We start from the raw sequence: 23,654 nt of genomic DNA, 5'->3' as shown, positions 1-23,654 counted from the left end.
GCGCGTCCTTCTGTTTTTTTAGGGTAGTGGCGGCCTCAGCTCCGGGCCGCGGCTTTTTTCCATTCCTTGCGCAGCAGATTGAACAGGATGAACAGGCTGATGCACAGAAAAACGGCGCACACCGGCCGGGTGAGAAAGACCGTGTAGTCATTGTCGGAAATACTCAGGGCGCGGCGAAAATTGGTTTCAATGATGCCTGAGAGGATCATGGCCAGCAGCAGCGGGGCCAGCGGAATGGAAGCCTTGGTCATGATCCAGCCCAGGATGCCGAAGACCGCCATCACCCCCAGATCGAAATTGGAATTATTCAGGGCGTAGCCGCCCACCACACAGAGCGTGGTGACCAGCGGCATGAGGATGCCGCCGGGGATGCTCACGATTTTTGAAAACACCCGTACCGAAGCCATGCCCAGAACCAGCATGAAGACATTGGCCAGGAGCAGGGAAATGAAGATGCTGTAGACCAGGGCACCCTGCTCCTGAAAAAGCAGCGGACCGGGCGTCATGCCCTGGATCATCAGCGCGCCCAGAATGACGGCGGTGACCACGTCGCCGGGAATGCCCAGGGTCAGTAGGGGAATGAGCGCCCCGCCGGTCACGGCGTTGTTGGCCGACTCCGTGGCCGCGAGCCCCTCTATGGCCCCGTTGCCGAAGGCTTCCGGATGCCTGGAATTGCGCTTGGCCTCACTGTAGGCCGCGAACGAGGCCGTTCCCGAGCCCGTGGCGGGCACAATGCCGATAAAGGTGCCGATCAGCGAGCCGCGCAACAGCGCGCTTCTGTTGGCCCAGATTTCCGCAAGGGAGATGCCCTTTCTGGAAATGTTCACAGCCGAAAGACGCTTGCCGCGAAAGACGTCCTCGCAGGTGAGAAAAACCTGCGAAAGCGCGTACAAGCCCACCAGAGCCGGGATCAGCGACACGCCGTTGATCAGGTTGGCGGAATCAAAGGTCAGGCGCAGATTGCCGGTGAGCGGATCCATGCCCACCATGGCGATGAGCAGGCCGAGGCAGGCCGCGATGCAGCCCTTGAGCAGCGCGCCCTCGGACAGGGTCGCCACGATGGTCAGGCCGAAAATGCCCAGGGCGAAATACTCCGGCGCGCTGAAATTCAGGGCGAAGCGCGCGAGCTGCGGGGCCACCCCGGCCAGGATGAAGCAGGAAAACACGCCGCCGATAAAGGAAGCCACGGTGGTCATTTCCAGGGCGCGCAGCGATTCCCCCCTGGCGGTCAGCCGTGGGCCTTCAAGCATGGTGGCCGCGGCCGCCGCTGTGCCCGGCGTGCTGACCAGAATGGCCGTGATGGAACCGGCGTAAATGGCCCCGCAGTACATACCGAGCAGGGAGGAAAAGGCCACCACCGGGGGCAGCCCGAAGGTCAGGGGGATGAGCAGGGCCACGCCCATGACGGCCGTGAGCCCCGGCAGGGCTCCGAACACGATGCCCAGCGCCACGCCCAGAAGATTCGCCAGCAGCGCCTCAAAGCCGCACGCCGCGGCCAGTGCCGAAAGGAAAGTATCCATAGGCTCAGCCTCAGGGAAGCGGGACGTTAAACAAAAGGGCGAAGACCAAGTACAGAAAAGCGGTCATCAGGCCCGCGATCAGCAGGATGCGCCAGGGGCTGCGATAGCCTGTGAGCACCTGGGCCAGCACCAGAAAAACCAGGGTGGCGGAACAGAAGCCCGTGCCGCCCGGCCAGAGCGCGTCATAGGCGTATTCGCCAAGCCCGACAAAGCCCGCCACATAGCCGAGCACCAGCAAAATCATCAGCAGCACTTTCAGCAGCACCGGGCGCTCCGGCCACGAGGCCCGGCCCCGGACCAGAAAACTGCGGACCAGCAGGATGCAGGCCAGAACAGCCAGCAGTACGGTGACGCCCGTGGGAAAGGAGGCCGGTCTGAAAAACTCGGCCGACGCGGATTCCGGCAAAAGGCGGATCTGTTGCCAGGCCACGGCGCAGATCACCAGAAGAGCCAAGGCGATGAAAAAATCCGTTTTGTTTTTCATGGGGCCTCCCGTATCCGGCGGCATACCTGGGCGGGAACGGCGGGACGCGGGTCTTCCTTGCCGCGTCCCGTTCTTCGCGCGGGGCGCGCCCGGCGCGAAGGATCAGTCCAGCGATTTGCGCCCGGCCAGCACGTCGTCCACCAGGGCGGAACCGGCCGCGATGACCTCGCCGAATTCCTTGGGCGGCAGATAGTCCACGGACAGGCCGATCTTCTTGAACCTGGCGATGACGTCGGGATCGGCCAGGGCCTTTTGCAACAAGGGCTGCAAAGCGGCGATGCGTTCGTCCGGCACCTTTCCGGAGGCCACCAGGCCGTGCCACGAACCCATATCGATCCATTGCTCGTCTTCCGGACTCAGCCTGTCGGCGTAAATCTCGCGGAAGGTCGGCGTGTCCGGCAGCGACGGATGACGGGTCTTCCGGGTGACGGCAATGGTGGCGAAGTCGCCCGATTCCACATAGGGCAGCACATTGGTGGGCACCTGGAATCCGGCCGTGATGTGTTTGCCGAGCAGGGCCGTGGAGACCTCATGTCCGCTGCCGTAGGCCGCGTGCCGGACTTTCAGGCCGTTGTGGAAGCGTTGCAGAAGCTTGGTCAGGTAGAGGCGCTGGGTGGTGATGGCCCCGGTGCTGCCGTAGACTATATCGGCGGGATTCTTTTGCGCGGCCTCGATAAAGGCCGGAAAATCTTTCAGGCCCGAGGCCTTGTTGACGGAAAAAGTCAGCTCCATGACCGTGATCTGGGCCACGGGCTTGAAGTCTTTTTCCGTAAAGCCCACATTGGTCAGCTTGGGCGTGGTGCACAGCCCGCCGAATGCGGGAAAACACAGCGTATAGCCGTCGGGCCGGGCGCGCAGCATGTCGTTGAGGCCGATGGCCTGCGCACCGCCGGGTTTGTTGATCACATTGATGGTGATCTTGAATTCTTTCTGGAAATACTCCGCCAGGATGCGGCTGGCGATGTCCACCGCGCCGCCGGGACCGAAGGGCACGATGATGTTCAGGGGCCGGTCTTGGGGGTAGTCGGCGCGGGCCTCGGACGCAAGGCCCGACAGGCAGACGCCGAGCGCGAGACAGACGGCAAGGATGAGTTTTCTCATAACTACTCCAGCGTTGAGGTTGAAGCAGTTTCATCAAGATCCATGCCAGGAATGCGCCGTTCGTGAAAAAAGGCGCAGCAGCGGGCCGCGGGCGGGACCAAGGCTGTTCAGGACAGTTCTTACGGCGATTTTTGTAACAGTTCTTATGCAAATATGTAACAAAAGTGCTACAGTCTGCGGCGCGGCAGGCCCGCGCTTCAAGGCTGCAGCTTGCGCCAGAGCGTCATCCGGCTGATGCCCAGGCGGCGCGCCGCCGCGCCCAGATCCTGGCCCGTCGCGGCCAGAGCCGTTTCAATGATCTTCCGTTCCAGAGTCCGCATCTGCGTCCGCAGGTCAGCGGCGCAGGCTTCGTCCGGCGGGTTCTCCAAAGCAGGCTCCTGGCCCTGCCAGACGCACGCCAAAAGCTGCGCCCAATCCCGTCCGCCTGCCGCACCCGTATGGTTGGCGATCAGCGCTAGGCGCTCCAGCACGCTGAACAGCTCGCGCAAATTGCCGGGCCAAGCCCGGCGCGTCAGCAGCGGGCCCAGGGCCCGCTCCAGCACATCCGCCGGAGGCGTCGGCCGCAGATCTTTGCGCAACCGGGAAACAGCCATGGCCACAATGTCTTCGGGCCGTTCCCGCAACGGAGGCAGGGTCAGATTGAGCACATTGAGACGGTAGTACAGATCCGTGCGAAAGAGCCTGCGCCGGACAAGATCCTCCAGATCCCGGTTGGTGGCGCAGATCACCCGCACGTCCAGGGGGATGACCTGGGTGCCCCCCACCCGGACGATCTCCCTCTCCTGCAGAACGCGCAACAGGCGCCCCTGCAACAACAGCGGCAGATCACCCACCTCGTCCAGAAAAAGCGTGCCGGTATGGGCCAGTTCAAACATCCCGGCTTTGCCTTGGCGGCGCGCGCCCGTGAACGCGCCCTCCTCATAGCCGAACAGCTCGCTTTCCAGCAGACCTTCGGGAATGGCCGCGCAGTTGACCGCCACAAAGGGGCTTTCCGCGCGACGGCTGCCCGCGTGAATGCTCTGGGCGAAAATTTCCTTGCCCGTGCCCGATTCGCCGCAGATCAGCAGATTGGCGTCCGTGGAGGCATAGAGCGCCGCCAGTTCCTTTACTTGCCGCATGACGGGCGAGCGGGCTTCGATATCATCAAAGGTGTAACGCGCGGTAAAACCGCACGCCTTGAGGCTGCTGCGCAGACGGCCTTCCGCCCGCCGGATGCTTCCGGCGTCGGAAAAGGAAAAGACCAGGCCCGCGCTTTTGCCCTGAACCGCCACGGGCACCCGGTTGACGACCAGGGTCACGCCGCCGATGTCCCGGACCCGCCCCCGCTCGGCCCTGTCCGGCAGCCCTTCGCCGCTCAGAAAGCCGCCGGGAACGGCCGCGCGGATGTCCTTATCCAGCAGGTCTTCGGGCGTTCTCTTGAGCAGTCGGGCGGCGGAGGTGTTCACATGACTTACCGCGCCCTTTTCGTCCAGCACCAGCAGGCCCTCGCTCACGGCATTGAAGACGGCGTGGATGCGCGCCGCGCGCCGCCGCTCGAGCCGCCGGGCTTCCGCGATGGCGGCGGCCTCGCGCAGACAGCGCGCGGCGGTTTCTTCGTCAACTCTGAACTGGCGGGTGGGAAAGCCCAGGGGAGCCACAAAATCCCGCACATAGGTGCCGCCCACCACCAAGTCCACGGAACCCGGTTCAAGCTCTGCGGCCATATCGCGCGCCTCCGCGCGGGAACGGAAAAGGCACTCGCGAATCTCCATGCCCAGAACCCCGGCCACGCAATCCACATCCCGCAGGGGCCCGGCGTAACGGAACCAGGCCACCCGCCGAACCTTTCCAACATCGGGCAACAGCAGGCGCAAGAGATCCATGGCCGTCATTTCAATGGTTACCACGGGCACGGCCGTATGCCGCTTCAAAAAGGCAACATTGATGCTGCGGCTCAGAAAGACGTCGCAGTCGTCGGGCGGCGTGGCCCGCGCCACGGCCACAGCCGCGTCCTCCTGTCCCACGACCACGCGCAGGCGGCAGCCCATGCGCCGGGCAATGGGCGTGAATACCGCGCCCATTTCCGGATACGGCGCGATCAGAATGCAGTGAAAGCCCTTGTCTGTGCCCCCTTCGCCCGCCGTGCTCCTTGGCATGGTCCAGCCCCCTCGGCTATTGGTGCCGCTCCCGTGCAGAATAGTCGCAACCCGCCCGCCAGGCAATGATCAGACCGTCTCCGGCCGGGGCATGCTTCTTGCTATCTTCCCGCTGATCGCCAAAAACGCAACAGCGGGAACGTCATATGTTCGGCAAGCAGCAAGACCCCAGCAGAACGGAAGAAGCCACTCCGAAACGCAGAAACAAACAGCGCCAGGAGGGCAATGTTCCCAAATCCCAGGAGCTGGGCAAAGCCGTGAGCCTTACGGGCGGCCTCATCGCCCTCCATCTCTGGCTCGGCCCCATGACCGAGGAGATCAAGACGCTGTTCCGGCGCTTTCTGGGCCACGCCTGGGAATTCGATCCCAATCCCCAGAACGTCTACACCCTGAGCATCGATTTGACAGTGGAGCTGTGCAAGATCATCCTGCCGATCCTGCTTTTTCTGGGTTTTCTGGCTTTTCTGGCCCAGCGCCTCCAGGTGGGCAAGCTCTGGACCACCAAAGTTTTCAAGTTCAAGTGGCAGCGCTTCAACATCATCAAGGGTCTGAAACAGATGATGTTTTCGCCCCAGACAGCCCTACGCACCATTAAAAGCCTGCTGTTTTCCATCATCCTTGCCCTGATTCCCGGCTATCTCATTTATCAGGAATACCAGAACTTCCTGCCCATGTACTACGCCACGCCCGAAGGCGTGGCCGCCTACATGCTCCAGATGGGCCTCAAGCTGGCCTACTATGCCCTGCTGCCCATCCTGGCCATCGCGGCTTTTGACGTCTGGCAGTCGCGCTTTGCCTACAAGGAAGGCATGAAGATGACCAAGGACGAAGTGAAGGACGAGCGCAAGCAGGCCGAAGGCGACCCGGTCATCAAGGGGCAGCAGCGCCGCAAGATGATGGAAGTGGTCATGAAGCGCATGATGCAGGACGTGCCCAAGGCCGACGTGGTGGTGACCAACCCCACCCATATCGCCGTGGCCCTGCGCTACAACGCGCAGGAGGCCCCGGCCCCGGTGGTGCTTGCCAAGGGCGCGGATCACCTGGCCGAAAAAATCAAGGCCGTGGCCCGCGAGCACAACGTGCCCATCCGCGAAAACGTGCCCTTGGCACGCGCTTTGTATAAGGCTGTGGAAGTGGGCGACATGGTCCCCGAAGAACTGTACAAGGCCGTGGCCACTGTGCTGGCCAGCATTTGGAAGCTCAAGCCAACCATGCGGCAGAATTAAATTTATTTGCGGGGCTCCCCGCCCACAGAACATGACGAGGTGTCAGAAAAATGGCGACGACCGGACTTCCGCAAATTGATTACAGCCGCTTCTCCAAGCACGGCGAACTTATGCTGGCGGCGGGCGTGGTGGTTATCCTGTTCGTCATGCTGGTGCCGCTGCCCACCTTTTTTCTGGACATCATGCTCTGCGTGAGCATTTCCATCTCGCTGCTGGTGCTGGTCACCACCATGTTCATGACCTCGCCCCTGGAGTTCACCATCTTTCCCTCCCTGCTGCTGGTGACTACCCTGCTGCGCCTGGCCCTCAACGTGGCCTCCACCCGCCTGATCCTGCTCAACGGCGATATGGGCGCCGAAGCCGCGGGCAGCGTGATCCGCTCCTTCGGCGAATTCGTGGTGGGCGGCAGCTACGTGGTGGGCGGCGTCATCTTCATGATCATGTTCATCCTGAACAAGAGCGTCATCACCGCGGGCACCACGCGCATCGCCGAAGTGGCCGCGCGCTTCACCCTGGACGCCATGCCCGGCAAACAGATGGCCATCGAGGCCGACCTCAACGCCGGGCTCATCGACGAGGAAGAAGCCAACGACCGCCGCCACGCCCTGCGCAAGGAGGCCGACTTCTACGGCGCCATGGACGGCGCGTGCAAATTCGTTTCCGGCGACGTGAACGCGGGCATGATGATCACCATGGTCAACCTGATCGGCGGCATCATCATCGGCGTGGTCCAGAAAGACATGGACTGGAACACGGCCCTGACCACCTACTCCCTGCTGACCATCGGCGACGGCCTGGTTTCCACCATCCCGTCCATCATCGTTTCCACGGGCACGGGCCTGCTGGTTTCGCGCGCCGCCTCGGAAGCCAAGATGGGCGAGGAATTTCTGGCCCAGCTTACCTTCAACAGCCAGGCCCTGAAAATGGTTTCCGGCGTGCTGCTGGTCTTCGCCCTGGTGCCGGGCCTGCCCACCATTCCTTTCCTGGTGCTCTCCATCCTGCTCTTTATGGTGGCGCGCCTGACTGCCAAGGATGAAGAGGAGGACGCCAAGGCCGACAAGAAGGGAGCCAAGGGCAAGAGCGGCGGCAAGTCCCCGGCCACGGCGGACACCCCCGAGGAAGTGCAGGCCCTACTGCCCCTGGACACCCTGGAGCTGGAAGTGGGCTACGGCCTGATTCCCCTGGTGGACGAGGAACAGAGCGGCAACCTGCTGGCGCGCATCCGCTCCATCCGGCGGCAGTTCGCTCTGGATATGGGCGTGGTCATCCCCTCCCTGCACCTGCGCGACAATCTGCAACTGAAGCCCGGCCAGTACGCCCTGTTGATCAAGGGCAATCAGGTGGCTTCGGCGGAAATCCTGGTGGACCACTTCCTGGCCATGGACCCCGGCAACGTGACCACCAAGATCAACGGCATCGAAACCCGCGAGCCCGCTTTCAACCTGCCCGCCCTCTGGATTCCGGACAGCCAGCGCGAAGAGGCCATGCTGGCGGGGTATACGGTGGTGGACCCGGCCACGGTCATTGCCACCCATCTGACGGAAGTGTTCAAGCGCCATCTGGCCGACTTTCTGGACCGCCAAGCCGTCCAGGGCCTGCTGGACACCGTGGCCAAGCATTCGCCCAAGGCCGTGGAGGATCTGGTGCCCGGCACCATTTCCTTGGGCGGCGTGCAGAAAGTGCTGCAACTGCTGGTGCGGGAAAACGTCAGCATCCGCGACATGCTGACCATTGTGGAGACCTTGGGCGACTTCGGCGGCGGCGTCAAAAATCCGGACATGCTGGCCGAATACGTGCGCGAAAAACTCTCCCGCTCCATTGTGCGGCCCTATCTGGACAGCCAGGGCGTGCTGCCCGTGCTGACCCTCAACGGCAACGCCGAACGCATGGTGCAGGAAGGCATCCGCCAGACCGACAACGGGGCCACCTTTCTTTCGCTCAATCCGGCGGCGGCCCAGCGTCTGGTGCAGAACATCAACTCCGCTGTGGAGAACGCCGTGAATACCGACGGCCAGCCCGTGATCCTGGCAAGTCCCATAGTCCGGCCGCACCTGGCCCAGTTGATCACCCGTTTCCTGCCCACGGTGCCCGTGATTTCCCAGGCGGAAATTCCCTCGGACATCCGCCTGCAGGCCGTGGGCACGGTCAGCGCGGAATAAACCCGCGACGCCGCGACAGATATAAGGCCCGCCCGCACACGCGGGCGGGCCTTTGCCGATCGGCACCATGCGACCGCTTGTCAAAGCGACCGCGCTGCCTATATCTTATGGTAAATCCCCTTACGAGGACCTTATGAAAAACATTCTTGACGCACTGAACGGCAACGGCGGCCTGAAAGCCGGACTCGGAAACGTGGGCGACACGCTCAAAAACACGTTGCAAAATGTCGGCGCGGGCAGCCCGGGCGGCATCGGCGGCCTGCTGGGCTCGGCCGCTCTGGGCGGCCTGCTGGGCGCGCTGTTCACGGGCAAAAGCGCCAAAAAATTCGCCAAGGGCGCGCTTATGGTCGGAGGCACGGCCGCGGCGGGCGCGCTGGCCTGGAACTTCTACAAAAAATGGGCCCAGCCTGGCCAGGCCGGCGGCGCGGACGCGGCTCCGGCGGCGGAAATCCCCGCGCCCCGGACTCAGGGCGCCCTGCCTCCGGCCGAGAACACGGCCCTGCTTCTGCTGGAGGCCATGGTCTTTGCGGCGCGGGCTGACGGCCATATTGACGAAGAGGAAAAATCCCGCATCCAGGACACGGCGGCCTCGCTCTTTCCCGATCAGAGCATGACCGAGCTGCTGGACGGGCTCATGAACAGGCCCATCGACCCGGCGTCCCTGGCGGCCAGGGTGCGCGACCCCGAGGAAGGGCGCGATCTTTACCGCCTTTCCCGCGCGGTGGTGAATGTGGACAATTTCATGGAGCGCAGCTACCTGGACGGCCTGGCCCGGGCCCTGAACATCGGGGCGGACGAACAGGCCCGGCTGGAAAAAGAGACGGAAGCCGCTGTTCAAAACGCCGTTTAGAGCAAGTTCACTTTTTCAAAGTAAATTTGCTCTGGCGGTTGCGTGGGCAGCACCAACTTTGAGAATATTAATTCTTAAAGGTAATCTCTCTTAAATGGTGGAGACAAAAATGCGCGCAAGCCCGCGTGTAACAACGCGGGCTTGCGCGCGGCGGTCTGCGGACGGTCCGGGCCGCTATCCCGCCGCAATGGGCGTCGCATTTTCATACAGGCTGCCCAAATAGGTGCGCAGACGGGCCAAAGCCTGCGCGTGCAACTGTGAAACGCGGCATTCGGTGATGCTCATGACTTCCGCTGCTTCGCGCATGGTCAGCCCATCCGTGTAATAGAGCGAGAGCACCATTTTTTCCCTGGGCGTCAGGCGCGCAAGCAAGCGTTCCATGTGTTCCGCGAGCTCCCGCATGACAGCGGTATGACAGGGCTCATCCGCGCCTCCTGGTCCGTCGGCGGCCAAGCTGTCCTGAATTGCATCCAGCGAAAAAAACTGCCTGGCCTCAAGCGCCTCCATGGCGTAGCGCAACGTGCGCGGCTCTAGCCCGGTCATGCTCAGCAACTCTTCTTCCGTGGCCTGGCGGCCCCGCCCGCGCTCCACCATGCGTCTGGCCTCGTCCAGCCTGCGCATGGCTCGCCGTAGCGAACGCGGGAGCCAGTCCTGGCGGCGCAATTCGTCCAGCATGGCCCCGCGGATGCGGTTTTCCGCATATCGCTCAAAACACACGCCCCGTTCTGGACGGAAGTTGCACAAAGCCTCCACAAGCCCCAGCGCCCCAGCGCCCAACAGTTCATCCAGTTCCACATGAAATGGTAGCCTGGCCTTGAGCCGCAACGCCAACGGACGGATGCGGGGCGCGTAATGCCGCGCCACCACCTCCCGCTCGGCCGGAGAAAAATCTTCCCAGGCCGTAAAGCCGCTCTCAAAGGCTTTCCGGGCGTTCGGCCACATCCGCCGGACGTCAGCCGTGCCCAAGGGCGGTGCCCCTGTGTTTTCTTTGCGCATTCGAGGAGCCGGGTTTTCCTCTCCTCGCCGTCCCGCGCCACACAGCAACGGCTTCCAGAAAAACTTAATATTGCCGTCCGGATTTTCCGGGACGTCCCAGGCCAGAATATTTTCCGCCAAACGCAACACGGCTCTGGACGCCGGACTTCGGGGGTCCCTGACATAAAAAGGCAGTTGTCGCGCGGCGGCCTCCCGCACAGCATCATCCTGTGGAATCACTCCCGCCAGATCCAGGGAAACGCCGCCGGGAAGACTGTCGCAGGCCTGATACAAGCGCGCCAGAACAGCCCTGACGGTCCCGAGAGCCGGGGCCATGTTGACGCAGACCTTGAAATGCTCCACCCCGTGGGTCAGCTTGAGCATCTTGATCAGGGCGTAGGCGTCGGTCAGCGACGTGGGTTCGGGGGTGAGCACCACCAGTCGTTCCTGGGCGGCCAGGTTAAAATAGAGCACATTGTCGCTGATGCCCGCGCCGGTATCCACAATAAGATAATCCAGCCCGTCCTCCAGCTCGCCCACGGCTTCCAGCAGTTCCAGCTTCTGGCCGGTGGACAGGGTGAGCATTTCGCTCACACTCGAGGAGGCAGGCAGGATGAAAAAGCCGTAAGGCGTGGGAAAGAGAATTTCCCGTAGCGACGCGCCTTCGTGAAAGAGGTGGAAAAGACTTTTCCCCGGCTTCAGGCCCAGCAGCATGTCCACATTGGCAAGGCCCAGGTCCGCGTCGATCAGCGCCACGCGTTTGTTGAGCCGAGCCAGGCAGAGCGCCAGGTTGACCGAAAGATTGGTCTTGCCGACGCCGCCCTTGCCGGAAGTGACGGAAAATGCCAGGGGGAATGTGCCGCGCATCTGTCTGCTCCGCAGTGCCCGGGCGACGCCGGGAGGCTTTGGCTATGCCTGAACGATGCGTCACGGATTTCCCGCCCGTGACGCATCGCAGACCGGACATTGCTTTCCGGTTGAGGGGCGGGTAAAGTCAGCTTGCGAAACAGGAACCTCTTACCGCCCGCAATCTCTGATTAGAACAAAAAATCAGTCAATTCAACTGAAATATTGATCAGAAAGTAGAATTTACCCTATTTATTATTCAGAAAATCTGTACTTAATCCAGAATTTCGACTAGATAGGATAAATTTTCGGGCGACGGAAATTTATTCTATGGACACGCTGGGAGCACGAATCCGCCTGGCGCGCGGCAAAACCTCGCAGGGGGCTTTCGCGGCCTTGATCGGCGTCAGCAAGGGCTCGCTGGGCGGCTACGAGCGGGATGAAAATCTGCCCAATACGGACGTGGCTCTGAAAATCTGCCAGCAGACCGGATTTTCAGTCGAATGGCTGCTCTCCGGACGCGGCCCCCTGCGCGCTGACGCCGCGCCCTGCCCGCACGAATCCGGGCCGCCGTCGGAAGCGAAAAAGGCCGCGCCGTACTGCGCGCGCTGCCTGAAGCTGGAAGAAAAGCTGGAAAAGCTGGAAGAGGAACGGCGGGAACTGAATACGGAAAACCGCCATCTCTGGAAAGAAAACAGCGACCTGAACGCGCGCGTGGCGCGTCTGGAAGAACAGCAGAAAAAAACTGAGCCTGCGGAAACTGTTGCGCGGGATTGTTCCGCCGCGTAAGGGCCCCGGCGCGTTCACGGTTCCGGCGGGGCGAAGCTGCGCGCGCCTTCATCCGGATGCCGCGCATGGTCTCCGGCAAAAAAGGAAGGAGGGCACCATGCTGCCTCGTCAGTTAAGTGCCGGGCAGAGAAAATATCTGCGCCTGGCCCACTTGCTGTTCGCCTCTCTCTGGGGAGGCGGAGCCACAAGCATGGTGCTGATCGTCTGCCTCTTCCACCCGCAAACGGCGCATGAACTGCTTGTATACAGCAGCATCCTTTTTTATATTGATTTTCTTATTGTCGGACCGGGGGCCGGAGGCTGCTTCATAACCGGTTTTCTTTACGCCCGCTGCACGCCCTGGGGTTTTTTCAAATACAACTGGATCGTGGCCAAATGGTGCGCCAATGTGGGCTTCATCCTTTTCGGCCTGCTCTGGTTTGTGCCCTCGCTGGAGTCGGCCGTCACCGCCGCGCGCGCCCTGCCCATGGAGTTCCCCCTGGCGCCTGAAAGCATCGGGACGAACATCTGGCACCTGGTCCAGAATCTGGGTACCGCCCTGCTCTTCGCCGGTGTGCTGGCGCTGTCGGTCTTCAAGCCCTGGGGAAAAACTCCCTGGGCCGCCGAAGCCCCACGCCCGCATGCAACCGCAGACGCGTCAAAGACGATCGCCAAGGAATGAATACGACGCCGGCGGGTCCGGGGCCTCTAGAGCAGATTACCTTTGAAATTTTTACAAATTTCAAAGCCGACATTCCGGCGAAAAACGTGGTTATCGTTGCTGTCGATCCCCGTATGGCTCCGTTGTCGCCAACGGGGACAGCCCTTCGGGCTGCCTTCGGTCGCTCCGCCGGAATCCACGCCGCTCCGTGTGCGGCGTTAGAGCAATTTCAAAGTGAAAATACTCTAAAGAAGAGCCGATCCATAAAACGCATTTCTGCCTCGGCAATGGAATGCGTTTTTATTTTGGCCCCTATTTTGCATTTCCCTTTTCGCCGTCAGACAAGCGACACGGCGGACGGCACGTACAGGCAACAACCGGCGGCGCAAGCCGCGAGGCAAAGGAACGGACCATGCAGGTAAAGACATTCACCGGCGCCACATCGCAAGAGGTTCTTGCCCGGATCAAGGCTGAAATGGGGCCTGAGGCCGTCATCCTGGGCAACCGTACCTACCGCAAGAACGGCGTGGTCTGTCATGAAATCACCGCCGGGCTTGAGCGGCAGGCCCCCGGCGAAGCCGGAGCGGCTTCGGGCGCGCCCAGCGGCTGGGGCGAATGGCACAAGGAGTGGATGCAGATCAAGGACCAGCTTTTTGCCCTGATGAAGCCCGCCATCCAGCTGGAGCGCCTCACCCCCCGGCAACGCGTGGCCTTGGAGTACCTGCAACGCGAGGGCGTTTCCGACGCCGTGGCCGTGGATCTGTACAAGCGCCTGCTGGCCGATCCCGGCGCGTCGGTACTGGAATGTCTCTGCGGCATGGTGCCGGTCAAGGCCTGGGGCCCGGCGCAGTGGGGCCAGCGCGTGCATCTGTTGGTGGGGCCTTTCGGCTTCGGCAAAACCAGCACCGGTTTGCGCTTTGCCCTGCATCTGCGCAAAAACGAGCCCGAAGCGCGCATCGCCTTCATCAACGCCGACTGCCTGCGCGGCAACGGCCGCCTGACCTTGCGCCACTGGGCGGAGCTTTCCAACTTCACCTATATGGAAGCCCCGGACAGGGCTGGCATGGAACAGGCACTGGCCGCCGCCAAAAACGCCCGGGCCGTGTTCGTGGACGTGCCGGGCCTGGCGCGCGGCCAAAATCTCGCCCAGTGGCGGGCGGACATGGGCCTGGACATGCCGGAGACCGCCACGCATCTGGTGCTCTCGCCCTTTTGCGACGCGCTTCAGACACAGGAATTTTTACGGCGCTATCAGAGCGACGGGTCGGGCAGTCTGGTCTGGACCAAACTGGACGAGGCCGTGAGCTTCGGCAGCATCGTCAATGTGGCCTGCGCGGCCGGGCTGCCGGTTTCGGCGCTGTCCTTCGGCGCGGAGCTCAAGGAAAGCCTCGCCCCGGCCACGGAACCGCTGATCTGGCGGCTGATCTTCAAACGGCAAATCCCCGGCCAAGCGGCCTGAGCCTGACCGAGCCCATACAAACAATGCGGAGCAGACAGATGAGCGGCACATTCCCCCTGGTATTTTCCGTCACTTCCGGCAAGGGCGGCGTCGGCAAGACCAATCTTTCGGTCAACCTGGCGCTCTGCCTGGCCCAGCTCAACAAGCGCGTGGCGCTGATCGACGCGGACCTGGGCCTTGCCAATGTGGACGTGTTGCTGGGCCTGACCCCGCAGAAAAACCTTTTCCACCTCTTTCACGAGGGCGCGTCACTGCGGGAGATCCTCTTTCCCACGCCCTACGGCTTTTCCATTCTGCCCGCCTCCTCGGGCGTGAGCGAAATGCTCACCCTGTCCACAGGCCAGAAGCTGGAACTGCTGGAAGCCGTGGGCGAGCTGGAGGATGAGCTGGATTATCTTATTGTGGATACCGGCGCGGGCATCAGCGACAATGTGCTCTATTTCAACCTGGCCGCCCAGGAACGACTGGTGGTGCTCACCCCCGAACCCACGTCGCTGACCGACGCCTACGCCCTGATCAAGGTACTCAAGCTGACCCACGGGGTGGAGCATTTCAAGGTCTGCGTCAACATGGCCCCGGACCTCAAGACCGCCAAGGACATGTTCATCCGCCTGCACCAGGCCTGCGACCATTTTCTCAGCGGCGTCTCCCTGGACCTGGTGGGCGTGATTCCGCGCGACACGGGCGTGCGCAAGGCCGTGGTGCAGCAGCTGCCTTTCTGCGTCAGCGAGCCCCAGAGCCCGGCGGCCAAAGCCGTGATGCAACTGGCCAGAAGCATTACGGCCTGGGAAGCGCCGAAAAACCTGGACGGCAACATCAAATTTTTCTGGAAGAAACTGCTCTTTCATTGATACCCGCGTCACGGCGGCATGCAAGAGAATGAAAGCGATACGATACAATACTCTCAACGGGATTATTACTCCGTCGTCCGGCCGGGCGGGCTGAGGACGGCGGCAACACAACGCGGCATGCGGGCATGCCGGAGGAAGAAGAGGCACGAACCGGAAAGGAACACGACATGAAAACCGGCACAGCGCAAGCACAACAGGTAAGTCCCTGGGAAGCGCTTGAAACCGGCGCCACAGCCTGGGAGGATTTCTCCTCGGCGGAACAGGAAGAGGTGGTGCGGCACTACGCGCCCAAGATCCGCTTTCTAGCTCTGCGACTCAAATCCAAGCTGCCCCGCAGCGTGGAATTGGGCGAGATGATCAGCTCCGGCACTCTGGGCCTCATGGAAGCTCTGGGCAAATTTCGTCCGCAGTTGGGCATCCGCTTTGAGACCTACGCGGAAAACCGCATCCGCGGGGCCATGCTGGACGAGTTGCGCCGCCTGGACTGGTTCCCCCGCTCCCTGCGCCAGCGCGTGCGCGTGCTGGACGAGGCCATGCGCAAAGTGGAGCATGAGCAGGGCCGCCAGGCCACTGAGGAGGAACTGCAAGATATCACCGGCCTGGAGTTGCGCGATGTGCGCCAAGGCCTGGAAGCCTTGCAGAACCAGCTCTGGCTCTCCCTGGACGCCATACAGGACACCCTGGCCGGCGACGGTCCGGAAAGCGGCGGCGAACCCTACAGCAATACGGCCCTGCGGGAACTTGTGGAACGCGTGGCCCCGCTGATCGAACGCTTGACGCCTAGAGAAAAGTTGGTACTCTCATTATATTATACAGACGAATTAAACATGCGTGAAACGGCTGAAATCATGGGTATTACCGAAGGCCGCGTCTCGCAGTTGCATTCGCAGGCCCTGGGCCGCCTGCGCAAAGAGTTTGCCAGTCTGTACGGCGATTCCGCGGAAATGTAGCGGAACCGGACTGCGGTCTTTGCGGCGCGGACGCGCCAGCGTCTCCGGCTGTTTTGCCGGATCGTCGAAGGAGTATACGTCATGCCTTACAATCCCAATATGCGTGTCCTCGTTGTGGACGACTTTTCCACCATGCGTCGTATTGTGCGCAACATTCTGCGCCAGCTCGGCTTCAATAACGTGGTGGAGGCCGACGACGGCACCACGGCCTGGGAAGTTCTCAACCGGGAAAAGGTCGAGTTCATCGTTTCCGACTGGAACATGCCCCAGATGACCGGCATCGACCTGCTGCGCAAAGTGCGCGCCAGCGAGCAGTTCGCCGACATTCCCTTTCTGATGGTCACGGCCGAGGCCCAGCAGGAAAATATCATCGAAGCGGTGCAGGCCAAGGTGTCCAATTACATCGTCAAGCCGTTCACCGCCGACACCATGAAACAGAAAATCGACAAAATTTTTCCCTAGCGCACGCCGCGCCTGGAATCGCGGCGAACAGCAAAGCCATGCCGCCGCCTCTGGACTTAAGCGGACCGCCGTCACCCGCAGGACACGCCCGCATGTTCGCGGCCCGCGTTTTTACGCAGGGCCCGCCGCATCCGTAAGCGCGGCAACGTCGTTCCGCCGGAATTTTTTCCGAGCCCTTCCTGCATGCATGGCCGCCATGCGTGACTGCAAGATGCGCCGGGCCGCCCGGGAGTAAACGCGTGGCAGACGAAACCGAACTCAAAACAGCCCCGCCCAAGGACGAAGTACAGGTCAGCCTGGGCCCCAGCCTCGGCCAGACCAAGGTGGAGCTGGACCTTGACGACGCGCCCTTCCTCCAGCCGACGGAAGATGATCTGCCCGCTGAACAGGAAGACAACCTTCCCGCCGAGCCTGAGGATCAGGCCGCCGCCCAGGCCAAGCAAAAGAAAAAAAAGCTGTTCCTGCTGGCCGCCGGGGCGGTCGTCGGCCTGCTGCTGATTCTGGGCGCGGCCGCTTGGTGGTTTTTTCTGCGCACGCCGCCGCCCGCGCCGGATACGCTCAAGCCCGAGGTCATCGTGGTGCCCTCCAAGCCCACGGTGAAAACCAAGCCGGATTACGTCAAGGAGTTCGCTCCCTTCCTTGTGCCGCGCGATGACGGCAAAAGCAAAACCCGTTTTCTGGTCTGCAAATTTTCCGCCGTGAGCAAGGACGCCGGCCTGGGCAAGGAAATGGACCAGAAGATGATTTCCCTGCGCGACGCCATGTATTATTATCTGCGCAGCAAGAGCAACGAATATCTGATGGACCCGCGCAATGGACCGGCCATCAAGCAGGATCTGGCCTCCGTGCTGAACGACTATCTGACGCATGGCAAGATTGAGGATATTCTGTTTGAAAGCTATCTGAATGAATAGGGAAGTACCGTAGTTCGGATGAGGGCGTCCTGAAGGACGCCCGGGGAATCGCCATGAGCGTCGACGCCACCATGGCCGTACTCTATGCCCAGACGGGCCTGGCCGCTCCCCTGGCCAATGCCGCCGCCGTGGCCCCCCAGGCCTCGCTGGCGATGTCGCGGGTTCTGGCCGCTGAAATGGCCCGTCAGCAACAGCAACAAATCGAAAAAACCGAAAAAGCCGAAGGCCCCAACATCGCGCCCGACGGGCGCGGCGGCAACGCGCAGTTCGGCAGCCGCCGCCGCAAGCGGCCCCAGCCGTACGACGCCGAAGACGACGAACCGCGCGCCTCTCCCTCGCCGCTGGTGGGCAATCTGCTGAACGTCAAAGTATGAACGTCACTCCTTTTCTCGCGCTGGTCATTGTCTTTTCCCTTTTGGAACTGCTCATCCTGGGCGGCGTGCTCTTCTTTTATCTGCGCCTGCGCCGCTCCGAAACCCTGCTCAACACCTTACAGGGCAATCAGGAAAGCCTGCTGGCCCGTATTGAGATGAACGCTCGCCTGGAGCGGGAAATCGTGGCGACCTTCGCCCAGCGCCAGGCCGAACTGCGCGGCCTGGACGAAAAACTGGAAGAACGCGCCCAGGAACTGCGCCGCCTGCTGGAACAGGCCGAAGGCATCTGCCGTTCGCCGCAGTTTCTGCGCGAAATCATTCTCAACGGCCGCCGCAAGGGCCTGTCCAGCCGCCAGATCGCCCGCAACGCCGGGCTCAGCGTGGATGAGGTGGAGCTGATTCTGGCTCAGAATCCGTAATAGTATGTCAGACCATTTCAATACTAATCTGCTCTAACGCCTGTTGGCACTATAGAATTTTTGTTCGCTCGCAAGGAAGATAAGCCTGCTTTGAGGGAGTGCACTCTTTTGGCACTCAGCCGAAAATGCAGGTGAAATCTGATGTGGCGAGCGGGCAAAAATTCTATAGTGTCAACAGGCCTAGGTCCCGGTATGCAAAAGCCCCCGCGCGGATCACTCCGCGCGGGGGCTCTGTCTTGTGGACGGCGGCAGTCAGGCCGGAGCCTTTTCTCGCAAGCGACGCGCATCCCGTGCGGGCGGCGCGCCGAACAACCGCTTATACTCACGGTAGAACTGGGGCAGGTTTTCATAGCCCACGGCGTAGGCGGCACGCGCCGCGTCCGCCGTCTCCACCAGCATAAGGCGCTGCGCCTCATAGAGCCGCAGATGCTTGTGATACGCGCCGGGGCTCATGCCCGTGACGGTCTTGAAGTGTTTGCGGAATGTGGGCGGGGCCATATTCAAACGCCTTGCCAGCGCATCCACGTCCAGAGGCGCTTTGACGTTGTCGCGCAGCCAGTTGATGCCCTGAAAAACCTGGTTGCTCTTGGTGCCTTGGGTATTGAGGGCCCGGAGCAGCTCGCCCTGCGGGCCCAGGAGCAGGCGCAGATGTATCTCCCGCAGCGTGATGGGCGCGAGCACCGGAATATGCTCCGGCCTGTCCAGCAGCTCCATCAGGCGCAGAAGAGCCCTGAGCACTTCCGGGTCCGTGGGGCTCACGGCACTGCCCTTGAGCGCCTCGCGCGCCCGCGCCGGAGGCAGACCGGCAGCGAGCCGCGCGGTCAAGTGGCTGTCCAGGTCCAGGGAGAGCACCAGATAGGGCTTCTCCGGCGAGGCGTCCGTAATGTGGCTCATGTTCGGCATGTCCACGCCCGCGAGCAGACAATGCCCCGCGCCGTAGCGATACTCCTCGCCTCCCGCCACCGTCCGTTTGGCCCCCTGCACAGTGACGGCCAGAATGGGCCTGTTGAAGCAGTTTTCCGGCTTGTGGGGCTCATCCCGCCGATGCAGGACAAAACCCGGCACGGGCGTGGGATAATCACCGGGCGCGGGCATGCGCCGCAAGCACATCTCCCTGAGTAGGGCATCGGTTCTTCCGGCCCCAAGGCCGTCTTTGAGCTCGTTCACCGCAGCATCTCCTGATCTTTGCCGTGCGCGCCAGAATACCCCAGGCCGGGCAAGGGCAAAAGCCCCGGCAGAATCGTGCAAAAAACGGATAATTCCATATCTACACCGCCCGCGGCGGACCGCGCTATACAGCAGGCCATGGTGAGCGTCCCGCCGGGCGGCGTTGATCCGGCAGGCAACAGAATATTCGACGACGCTCCACACACTCAAGGAGAAATGAGCATGCGCAGATTCCGATTACTCTGCATAACGGCCACCGCGCTGGGCATATTGTCCTTCGGCGGCATTCCGGCTCTTGCCCAGGGCACGCCCCAGGAGGCCGACAACTTTTACACCGGCGAGGCAGTCAGCATGCAAAAGGTCACATTCAAGAATCAGTACAAAATGACTGTTGCGGGCAATCTTTTCCTGCCCAAGGCCTTGGATCAGAATCTGAAACATCCCGCCGTCATCGTGGGGCATCCCATGGGCGCGGTAAAGGAGCAGAGCGCGAACTTGTATGCCGCCAAGATGGTGGAACAAGGTTTCGTGGCCCTTTCCCTGGACCTCTCCTTCTGGGGGGAAAGCGAGGGCGAGCCACGCAATGCCGTTTCCCCGGACATCTATGCCGAGGATTTCAGCGCCGCTGTGGATTTTCTCGGCACCAGGCCCTTTGTCGACAGGGAACAGGTCGGGGCCATCGGGATTTGCGGCAGCGGGAGCTTTGTGCTCAGCGCCGCCAAGATTGACCCGCGCCTGAAAGCCATTGCCACGGTCAGCATGTACGATATGGGCGCGGCCAATCGCAACGGGCTCCGGCACGCGCTGACGCCGGAGCAACGCAAGCAGATCCTCCGAGAGGCGTCGGAGCAGCGTTATGTGGAGTTCAGCGGCGGCGAAACCAAATATACCAGCGGGAGCGTGCATGAACTGCATGCAAACTCCACCCCGGTTGAGCGCGAATTTTACGACTTCTACCGCACGCCGCGGGGCGAATTCACGCCCAAGGGCTCGTCGCCCCTGCTCACGACCCACCCGACTCTGACCAGCAACGTCAAATTCATGAATTTTTATCCCTTCGCGGACCTGGAAACGATCTCTCCGCGTCCCCTGCTGTTCATCGCCGGCGAAAAGGCGCACTCCATGGAGTTCAGTGAAGAGGCGTACCGGCTCGCGGCCGAGCCCAAGGAACTCTTCATTGTTCCGGATGCCGGGCACGTCGATCTCTACGACCGGCTCGACCGCATTCCCTTTGACAAGCTCACGGCTTTTTTCAGCGAAAATCTGAAGTAAGCCCTTATGAAAAAATGCCGGGGTTCCGCGCCGCTTGCGGGGCTCCGGCAGGAGATGCCATCAGATGAACGCGCACACTGCCGTTTTTCAGAGCGATACGGCGCACTGGCCCGCCGTGTTTTCCCTGTTCATGGGCGTCACATGTCTCATCGCGGCGGAATTCATGCCCGTCAGCCTGCTGACGCCCATGGCCCGGGATCTGGCCGTCACCGAAGGCATGGCCGGGCAGACGGTCACCGCCGTGGGCGTTTTCGCCGTACTCACCAGCCTGCTTCTTTCACCGCTGACCAGGGGCATGGACAGGCGACGCATTTTGCTGGCCTTTTCGCTGCTGCTGATTGTTTCAAATCTGCTTGTGGCCCTGGCCCCGAACTATTACGTCCTCCTGGCCGGACGCGGCCTGCTGGGCATCTGCGTGGGAGGCTTCTGGTCCATGGCCCCGGCGGTCACTTTGCAGCTGGTGCCCGCAAAGGATCTTCCCCGCGCGCTGAGCATCGTATACGCCGGGGTTTCAGTGGCGACCATTCTTTCCCTGCCCCTGGCCAGCTATCTCGGCCATCTGCTCGGCTGGCGCAACGTCTTTCTGCTCACCTCGCTGCTGGGCGGCGTCATGTACGCCTGGCAGTTCGCGGTCATTCCGCCGCTGCCGTCCCGCCCCGGAAACAGCTTCAGCAACATGTTCGCCCTGTTGCGGCGGAACTGGGTGCTGGCGGGCATGGGCGGCACCATTTTCAGTTACGGCGGCTATCACGTCTTTTTCACCTATCTCAGGCCGTTTCTGGAGCATGATCTCGCGCTTCAACCCGCCGCGCTGTCCTCAGTGCTCCTGGCCTTCGGCATCGCCAACTGCCTCGGCACCCTGGCCGCCGGCTTTGTTCTGGGCAAATGGTTCCGGCCCACCCTGTTCGGCGTGCACCTCGCGCTTGCCGCTGTGGCAATCCTGCTGTTTTACGTGCAGAACCGCCCGCTGAACATGATCCTGGTCATGACCTGGGGATTCCTCTTCGGCTTCATCCCGGTCAGCTGGTCCGCCTGGATTGCCCGCACGCTCGCCCACAAGGCGGAACTGGCGGGCGGCATCTCCGTGGCAGTCACCCAGTTTTCCATCGGCCTTGTGGCCGCCGTGGGCGGCCTGACCTTCGACAACCTCGGCATCAGCGGCATCTTTCTGATCGCCGTGACGTTTCTCCTCGCGGCCGCGGGCCTGGTCAGAGGCAGTTTTACGCTGTACGCCAAGGACAGAGAGCAGCTCCCCTGAAGCCCAAAAACACGATATAAAAGTCAGGCGGGCATTCAGAAAAATGTCGGCCTGACTTTTGCCCTGCGGCGGATATCGTCCGGTTAGGGGCTCTTACTTTGCTCTGATGAGGGTGTCGTCTGGGGTTCGCCCAACATCCTGACCAAATCCCTGCGCGGCGGCGCGCCGAACAGACGGCTGTATTCACGGCTGAACTGCGAGGAACTTTCATAGCCCACGGCACGGCCCGCGTGGTTGGCGTCCAGATTGCGGCTGAGCATCAGGCGCTGGGCCTCATAGAGCCGTAAACGCTTCTGAAATTGCAGGGGGCTCAGGGACGTCACCTTTTTAAACTGGCGGTGAAAGGTGGACGTGGCCATGGCGACCCGCGCGGCCAGCGCGTCCACCGACAGGGGCCGCATGTAGTTTGCCCGCAGCCAGGTTATGGCCTCGGCCACCTGATGCCCGTGGGAACCGACCGTGTGGAGCCGCCGCAGATCCCCGCCCTGCGGCCCGGCCAGCACGCGGAAGAGGACCTCCCGCACCAGCAGCGGGGCCATCAGGGCCGCCTCTTCGGGCCTGTCCAGCAGGTCGACCAGGCGCGCAAAGGCGTCGTGGACGTCGGGCTCGACCCTGGCCACGGACACGCCGAGACAGCGTCCGCCCGGAGCATCGAACGAGGATGCCGCCACGGAAGCCAGTTCCGTGGCAAGCGCCCGGTTGATCACCAGCGAGACGGCCAGCAGCGGCTGCTCCGGCGAGGCCCCGAGTATCCGGCTCTCGCTCGGCATGTCCACGCCGTTGACCAGGCAGTCCAGCTCTCCGTAGCGGAAGATCTCACGCCCGATCACGGACTCCTTGCGGCCCTGCACGATCAGGCCGACGGACGGAGCGTAAAAACAGGTATCCACCATATTCGCCGCGTTCCAGCGCGTCAGCGTCAGGCCCTCCACGGCCGTGGGCCGCCTGCCCGGCTCCGGGGCCAGACGCATGAGCGTCGTCTTCAGGCGCTCATTGGCCTCCCGCATGGCCTCTTCCCGCATGGTGATCCCGTCTGTCTGCATGGCTTTCTCCGCAAGAAACGTTGTTTTCTCCCAGCTAGCACAGGCGGCGGCAGAGGGGAAGCTCGCGGCAGAATCAGGCAAAAAATGGATAATTTTATTGCTTCATGGAGCCCAAGGCCGGGCTTATATCTGACGCAACAGCTGAAAACCCGGCAGAGGCGCGGGCATCAAGCCGCTCCCGGCCGGAAACCAAACGAGGTAAGACCAGTATGAGCAAAAAAATTCTGATCCTTTCCACCAGCCCGCGCAAGGGCGGCAATTCCGACGGCCTGGCCGACGCCTTTGCCGAGGGCGCGCGGGAGGCGGGCCATCAGGTGGAAAAAATAGTCCTGTACGACAAAACCATCGGCTTTTGCAGAGGCTGTCTGGCCTGCCAGAAAACACAGCGCTGCGTCATCCGCGACGATGCGGATGCCATTGCGCAAACCATGCGGTCCGCCGAGGTCATCGTCTTTGCCACGCCCATTTACTTTTATGAAATGTGCGGCCAGATGAAGACCCTGCTCGACCGCACGAACCCCCTCTTCCCCTCGGACTACGCCTTCCGGGATATTTATCTGCTGGCCAGTGCGGCGGACGGGGCGGAAAGCGCCATGGACGGCGCGGCCAAGGGCCTGCAGGGCTGGATCGACTGTTTTGAAAAGTCCCGCCTGAAAGGCGTGGTCCGGGGCGTGGGCGTGACCGGTGTTGGTGAAATTCAGAACGTCCCCGCCGCCCTGAAAGCCGCTTACGACCTGGGCAGACAGGCCTGACCCAGGCA

At 62.1% G+C, this 23,654-nt stretch carries 22 protein-coding genes and 1 pseudogene; 15 read left to right on the top strand and 8 right to left on the bottom strand.

Annotated elements, in window-relative coordinates:
• Window positions 1–35: 35 nt before the first annotated feature.
• The 4 genes from HMPREF0326_RS05070 to HMPREF0326_RS05055 form a co-directional block, all read right to left on the bottom strand.
• Window positions 36–1,520, bottom strand: coding sequence for a tripartite tricarboxylate transporter permease (locus HMPREF0326_RS05070; protein WP_008683399.1), 1,485 nt, complete (start codon window positions 1,518–1,520; stop codon window positions 36–38).
• Between the two features lie 10 nt (window positions 1,521–1,530).
• On the bottom strand, window positions 1,531–2,004 hold the full coding sequence (locus HMPREF0326_RS05065) for a tripartite tricarboxylate transporter TctB family protein (protein WP_009302730.1): 474 nt from the start codon (window positions 2,002–2,004) through the stop codon (window positions 1,531–1,533).
• Between the two features lie 102 nt (window positions 2,005–2,106).
• The gene (locus HMPREF0326_RS05060) at window positions 2,107–3,105 is read right to left on the bottom strand and encodes a Bug family tripartite tricarboxylate transporter substrate binding protein (protein ID WP_008683397.1); all 999 of its coding nucleotides are present in this window, start codon (window positions 3,103–3,105) and stop codon (window positions 2,107–2,109) included.
• 197 nt (window positions 3,106–3,302) lie between these two features.
• Window positions 3,303–5,240, bottom strand: a complete 1,938-nt coding sequence (locus HMPREF0326_RS05055; RefSeq protein WP_020990270.1) for a sigma-54-dependent Fis family transcriptional regulator — start codon at window positions 5,238–5,240, stop codon at window positions 3,303–3,305.
• A gap of 146 nt (window positions 5,241–5,386) precedes the next feature.
• Between HMPREF0326_RS05055 and flhB the strand changes: the two genes are divergently transcribed.
• The 3 genes from flhB (at window position 5,387) to HMPREF0326_RS05040 (ending at window position 9,475) form a co-directional block, all read left to right on the top strand.
• Window positions 5,387–6,466: a flagellar biosynthesis protein FlhB gene (flhB, locus tag HMPREF0326_RS05050; protein ID WP_008683395.1), complete on the top strand. Its 1,080-nt coding sequence runs from the start codon at window positions 5,387–5,389 to the stop codon at window positions 6,464–6,466.
• Between the two features lie 50 nt (window positions 6,467–6,516).
• A complete protein-coding gene (gene flhA / locus HMPREF0326_RS05045) occupies window positions 6,517–8,625 on the top strand; it encodes a flagellar biosynthesis protein FlhA (RefSeq protein ID WP_008683394.1) in 2,109 nt (702 codons plus the stop codon).
• Window positions 8,626–8,758: 133 nt separating this feature from the next.
• On the top strand, window positions 8,759–9,475 hold the full coding sequence (locus HMPREF0326_RS05040) for a tellurite resistance TerB family protein (protein ID WP_020990269.1): 717 nt from the start codon (window positions 8,759–8,761) through the stop codon (window positions 9,473–9,475).
• Window positions 9,476–9,649: 174 nt separating this feature from the next.
• Here the strand turns inward: HMPREF0326_RS05040 and HMPREF0326_RS17340 are convergent, their stop codons facing one another.
• Together HMPREF0326_RS17340 and HMPREF0326_RS17335 are read right to left on the bottom strand one after the other, a co-directional pair.
• Entirely contained in the window at window positions 9,650–10,417 is a 768-nt protein-coding gene (locus tag HMPREF0326_RS17340) for a FliA/WhiG family RNA polymerase sigma factor (RefSeq protein WP_232221588.1), read from the bottom strand.
• Window positions 10,418–10,513: 96 nt separating this feature from the next.
• Window positions 10,514–11,317: pseudogene (locus tag HMPREF0326_RS17335) on the bottom strand (MinD/ParA family protein); the annotation flags it as partial.
• A gap of 309 nt (window positions 11,318–11,626) precedes the next feature.
• Between HMPREF0326_RS17335 and HMPREF0326_RS05030 the strand changes: the two are divergent.
• The 9 genes from HMPREF0326_RS05030 to HMPREF0326_RS04990 all read left to right on the top strand — a co-directional run bounded on the left by HMPREF0326_RS05030 (window position 11,627) and on the right by HMPREF0326_RS04990 (window position 18,154).
• Entirely contained in the window at window positions 11,627–12,085 is a 459-nt protein-coding gene (locus HMPREF0326_RS05030; protein ID WP_008683391.1) for a helix-turn-helix domain-containing protein, read from the top strand.
• Between the two features lie 97 nt (window positions 12,086–12,182).
• The gene (locus tag HMPREF0326_RS05025; protein WP_008683390.1) at window positions 12,183–12,746 is read left to right on the top strand and encodes a hypothetical protein; all 564 of its coding nucleotides are present in this window, start codon (window positions 12,183–12,185) and stop codon (window positions 12,744–12,746) included.
• Between the two features lie 391 nt (window positions 12,747–13,137).
• Window positions 13,138–14,184: a flagellar biosynthesis protein FlhF gene (locus HMPREF0326_RS05020; RefSeq protein WP_008683389.1), complete on the top strand. Its 1,047-nt coding sequence runs from the start codon at window positions 13,138–13,140 to the stop codon at window positions 14,182–14,184.
• Between the two features lie 38 nt (window positions 14,185–14,222).
• Window positions 14,223–15,035 carry a MinD/ParA family protein gene (locus HMPREF0326_RS05015; protein ID WP_008683388.1) on the top strand — a complete coding sequence of 271 codons (813 nt, stop codon included), beginning with the start codon at window positions 14,223–14,225 and terminating at the stop codon, window positions 15,033–15,035.
• 167 nt (window positions 15,036–15,202) lie between these two features.
• Window positions 15,203–15,985, top strand: a complete 783-nt coding sequence (locus HMPREF0326_RS05010; protein WP_008683387.1) for a FliA/WhiG family RNA polymerase sigma factor — start codon at window positions 15,203–15,205, stop codon at window positions 15,983–15,985.
• An 81-nt stretch (window positions 15,986–16,066) separates the two neighbouring features.
• On the top strand, window positions 16,067–16,447 hold the full coding sequence (locus HMPREF0326_RS05005) for a chemotaxis response regulator CheY (RefSeq protein WP_008683386.1): 381 nt from the start codon (window positions 16,067–16,069) through the stop codon (window positions 16,445–16,447).
• A gap of 239 nt (window positions 16,448–16,686) precedes the next feature.
• Window positions 16,687–17,361, top strand: coding sequence for a flagellar basal body-associated FliL family protein (locus HMPREF0326_RS05000; RefSeq protein WP_008683385.1), 675 nt, complete (start codon window positions 16,687–16,689; stop codon window positions 17,359–17,361).
• A gap of 53 nt (window positions 17,362–17,414) precedes the next feature.
• Window positions 17,415–17,735 carry a hypothetical protein gene (locus HMPREF0326_RS04995; RefSeq protein ID WP_008683384.1) on the top strand — a complete coding sequence of 107 codons (321 nt, stop codon included), beginning with the start codon at window positions 17,415–17,417 and terminating at the stop codon, window positions 17,733–17,735.
• Window positions 17,732–18,154, top strand: a complete 423-nt coding sequence (locus tag HMPREF0326_RS04990; protein ID WP_008683383.1) for a hypothetical protein — start codon at window positions 17,732–17,734, stop codon at window positions 18,152–18,154. Before HMPREF0326_RS04995 ends, HMPREF0326_RS04990 begins: the two co-directional genes overlap by 4 nt.
• A gap of 252 nt (window positions 18,155–18,406) precedes the next feature.
• Here the strand turns inward: HMPREF0326_RS04990 and HMPREF0326_RS04985 are convergent, their stop codons facing one another.
• Window positions 18,407–19,321, bottom strand: a complete 915-nt coding sequence (locus HMPREF0326_RS04985) for an AraC family transcriptional regulator (protein ID WP_009302722.1) — start codon at window positions 19,319–19,321, stop codon at window positions 18,407–18,409.
• A 222-nt stretch (window positions 19,322–19,543) separates the two neighbouring features.
• Between HMPREF0326_RS04985 and HMPREF0326_RS04980 the strand changes: the two genes are divergently transcribed.
• On the top strand, window positions 19,544–20,593 hold the full coding sequence (locus HMPREF0326_RS04980) for an alpha/beta hydrolase (RefSeq protein WP_009302721.1): 1,050 nt from the start codon (window positions 19,544–19,546) through the stop codon (window positions 20,591–20,593).
• A 64-nt stretch (window positions 20,594–20,657) separates the two neighbouring features.
• Window positions 20,658–21,851 carry an MFS transporter gene (locus HMPREF0326_RS04975; protein ID WP_008683380.1) on the top strand — a complete coding sequence of 398 codons (1,194 nt, stop codon included), beginning with the start codon at window positions 20,658–20,660 and terminating at the stop codon, window positions 21,849–21,851.
• Between the two features lie 83 nt (window positions 21,852–21,934).
• Here the strand turns inward: HMPREF0326_RS04975 and HMPREF0326_RS04970 are convergent, their stop codons facing one another.
• Window positions 21,935–22,894, bottom strand: coding sequence for an AraC family transcriptional regulator (locus HMPREF0326_RS04970; protein WP_009302720.1), 960 nt, complete (start codon window positions 22,892–22,894; stop codon window positions 21,935–21,937).
• A gap of 209 nt (window positions 22,895–23,103) precedes the next feature.
• Between HMPREF0326_RS04970 and HMPREF0326_RS04965 the strand changes: the two genes are divergently transcribed.
• Window positions 23,104–23,646 (top strand): flavodoxin family protein, encoded by a 543-nt coding sequence (locus tag HMPREF0326_RS04965; protein WP_008683378.1) that lies wholly within the window; start codon window positions 23,104–23,106, stop codon window positions 23,644–23,646.
• Window positions 23,647–23,654 lie beyond the last annotated feature (8 nt).

The organism is Desulfovibrio sp. 3_1_syn3, assembly GCF_000145315.2.
Taxonomy (GTDB): domain Bacteria; phylum Desulfobacterota; class Desulfovibrionia; order Desulfovibrionales; family Desulfovibrionaceae; genus Desulfovibrio; species Desulfovibrio fairfieldensis.
Note: the sequence above shows the minus strand (reverse complement) of the source record. Positions and strands in the feature narration are given on the sequence as shown.

Coding starts and splice junctions, on each gene's coding strand:
- HMPREF0326_RS05070 (WP_008683399.1), bottom strand. CDS start 1,520: ATGGATACTTTCCTTTCGGCACTGGCCGCGGCGTGCGGCTTTGAGGCG.
- HMPREF0326_RS05065 (WP_009302730.1), bottom strand. CDS start 2,004: ATGAAAAACAAAACGGATTTTTTCATCGCCTTGGCTCTTCTGGTGATC.
- HMPREF0326_RS05060 (WP_008683397.1), bottom strand. CDS start 3,105: ATGAGAAAACTCATCCTTGCCGTCTGTCTCGCGCTCGGCGTCTGCCTG.
- HMPREF0326_RS05055 (WP_020990270.1), bottom strand. CDS start 5,240: ATGCCAAGGAGCACGGCGGGCGAAGGGGGCACAGACAAGGGCTTTCAC.
- flhB (WP_008683395.1), top strand. CDS start 5,387: ATGTTCGGCAAGCAGCAAGACCCCAGCAGAACGGAAGAAGCCACTCCG.
- flhA (WP_008683394.1), top strand. CDS start 6,517: ATGGCGACGACCGGACTTCCGCAAATTGATTACAGCCGCTTCTCCAAG.
- HMPREF0326_RS05040 (WP_020990269.1), top strand. CDS start 8,759: ATGAAAAACATTCTTGACGCACTGAACGGCAACGGCGGCCTGAAAGCC.
- HMPREF0326_RS17340 (WP_232221588.1), bottom strand. CDS start 10,417: ATGTGGCCGAACGCCCGGAAAGCCTTTGAGAGCGGCTTTACGGCCTGG.
- HMPREF0326_RS05030 (WP_008683391.1), top strand. CDS start 11,627: ATGGACACGCTGGGAGCACGAATCCGCCTGGCGCGCGGCAAAACCTCG.
- HMPREF0326_RS05025 (WP_008683390.1), top strand. CDS start 12,183: ATGCTGCCTCGTCAGTTAAGTGCCGGGCAGAGAAAATATCTGCGCCTG.
- HMPREF0326_RS05020 (WP_008683389.1), top strand. CDS start 13,138: ATGCAGGTAAAGACATTCACCGGCGCCACATCGCAAGAGGTTCTTGCC.
- HMPREF0326_RS05015 (WP_008683388.1), top strand. CDS start 14,223: ATGAGCGGCACATTCCCCCTGGTATTTTCCGTCACTTCCGGCAAGGGC.
- HMPREF0326_RS05010 (WP_008683387.1), top strand. CDS start 15,203: ATGAAAACCGGCACAGCGCAAGCACAACAGGTAAGTCCCTGGGAAGCG.
- HMPREF0326_RS05005 (WP_008683386.1), top strand. CDS start 16,067: ATGCCTTACAATCCCAATATGCGTGTCCTCGTTGTGGACGACTTTTCC.
- HMPREF0326_RS04995 (WP_008683384.1), top strand. CDS start 17,415: ATGAGCGTCGACGCCACCATGGCCGTACTCTATGCCCAGACGGGCCTG.
- HMPREF0326_RS04990 (WP_008683383.1), top strand. CDS start 17,732: ATGAACGTCACTCCTTTTCTCGCGCTGGTCATTGTCTTTTCCCTTTTG.
- HMPREF0326_RS04980 (WP_009302721.1), top strand. CDS start 19,544: ATGCGCAGATTCCGATTACTCTGCATAACGGCCACCGCGCTGGGCATA.
- HMPREF0326_RS04975 (WP_008683380.1), top strand. CDS start 20,658: ATGAACGCGCACACTGCCGTTTTTCAGAGCGATACGGCGCACTGGCCC.
- HMPREF0326_RS04970 (WP_009302720.1), bottom strand. CDS start 22,894: ATGCAGACAGACGGGATCACCATGCGGGAAGAGGCCATGCGGGAGGCC.
- HMPREF0326_RS04965 (WP_008683378.1), top strand. CDS start 23,104: ATGAGCAAAAAAATTCTGATCCTTTCCACCAGCCCGCGCAAGGGCGGC.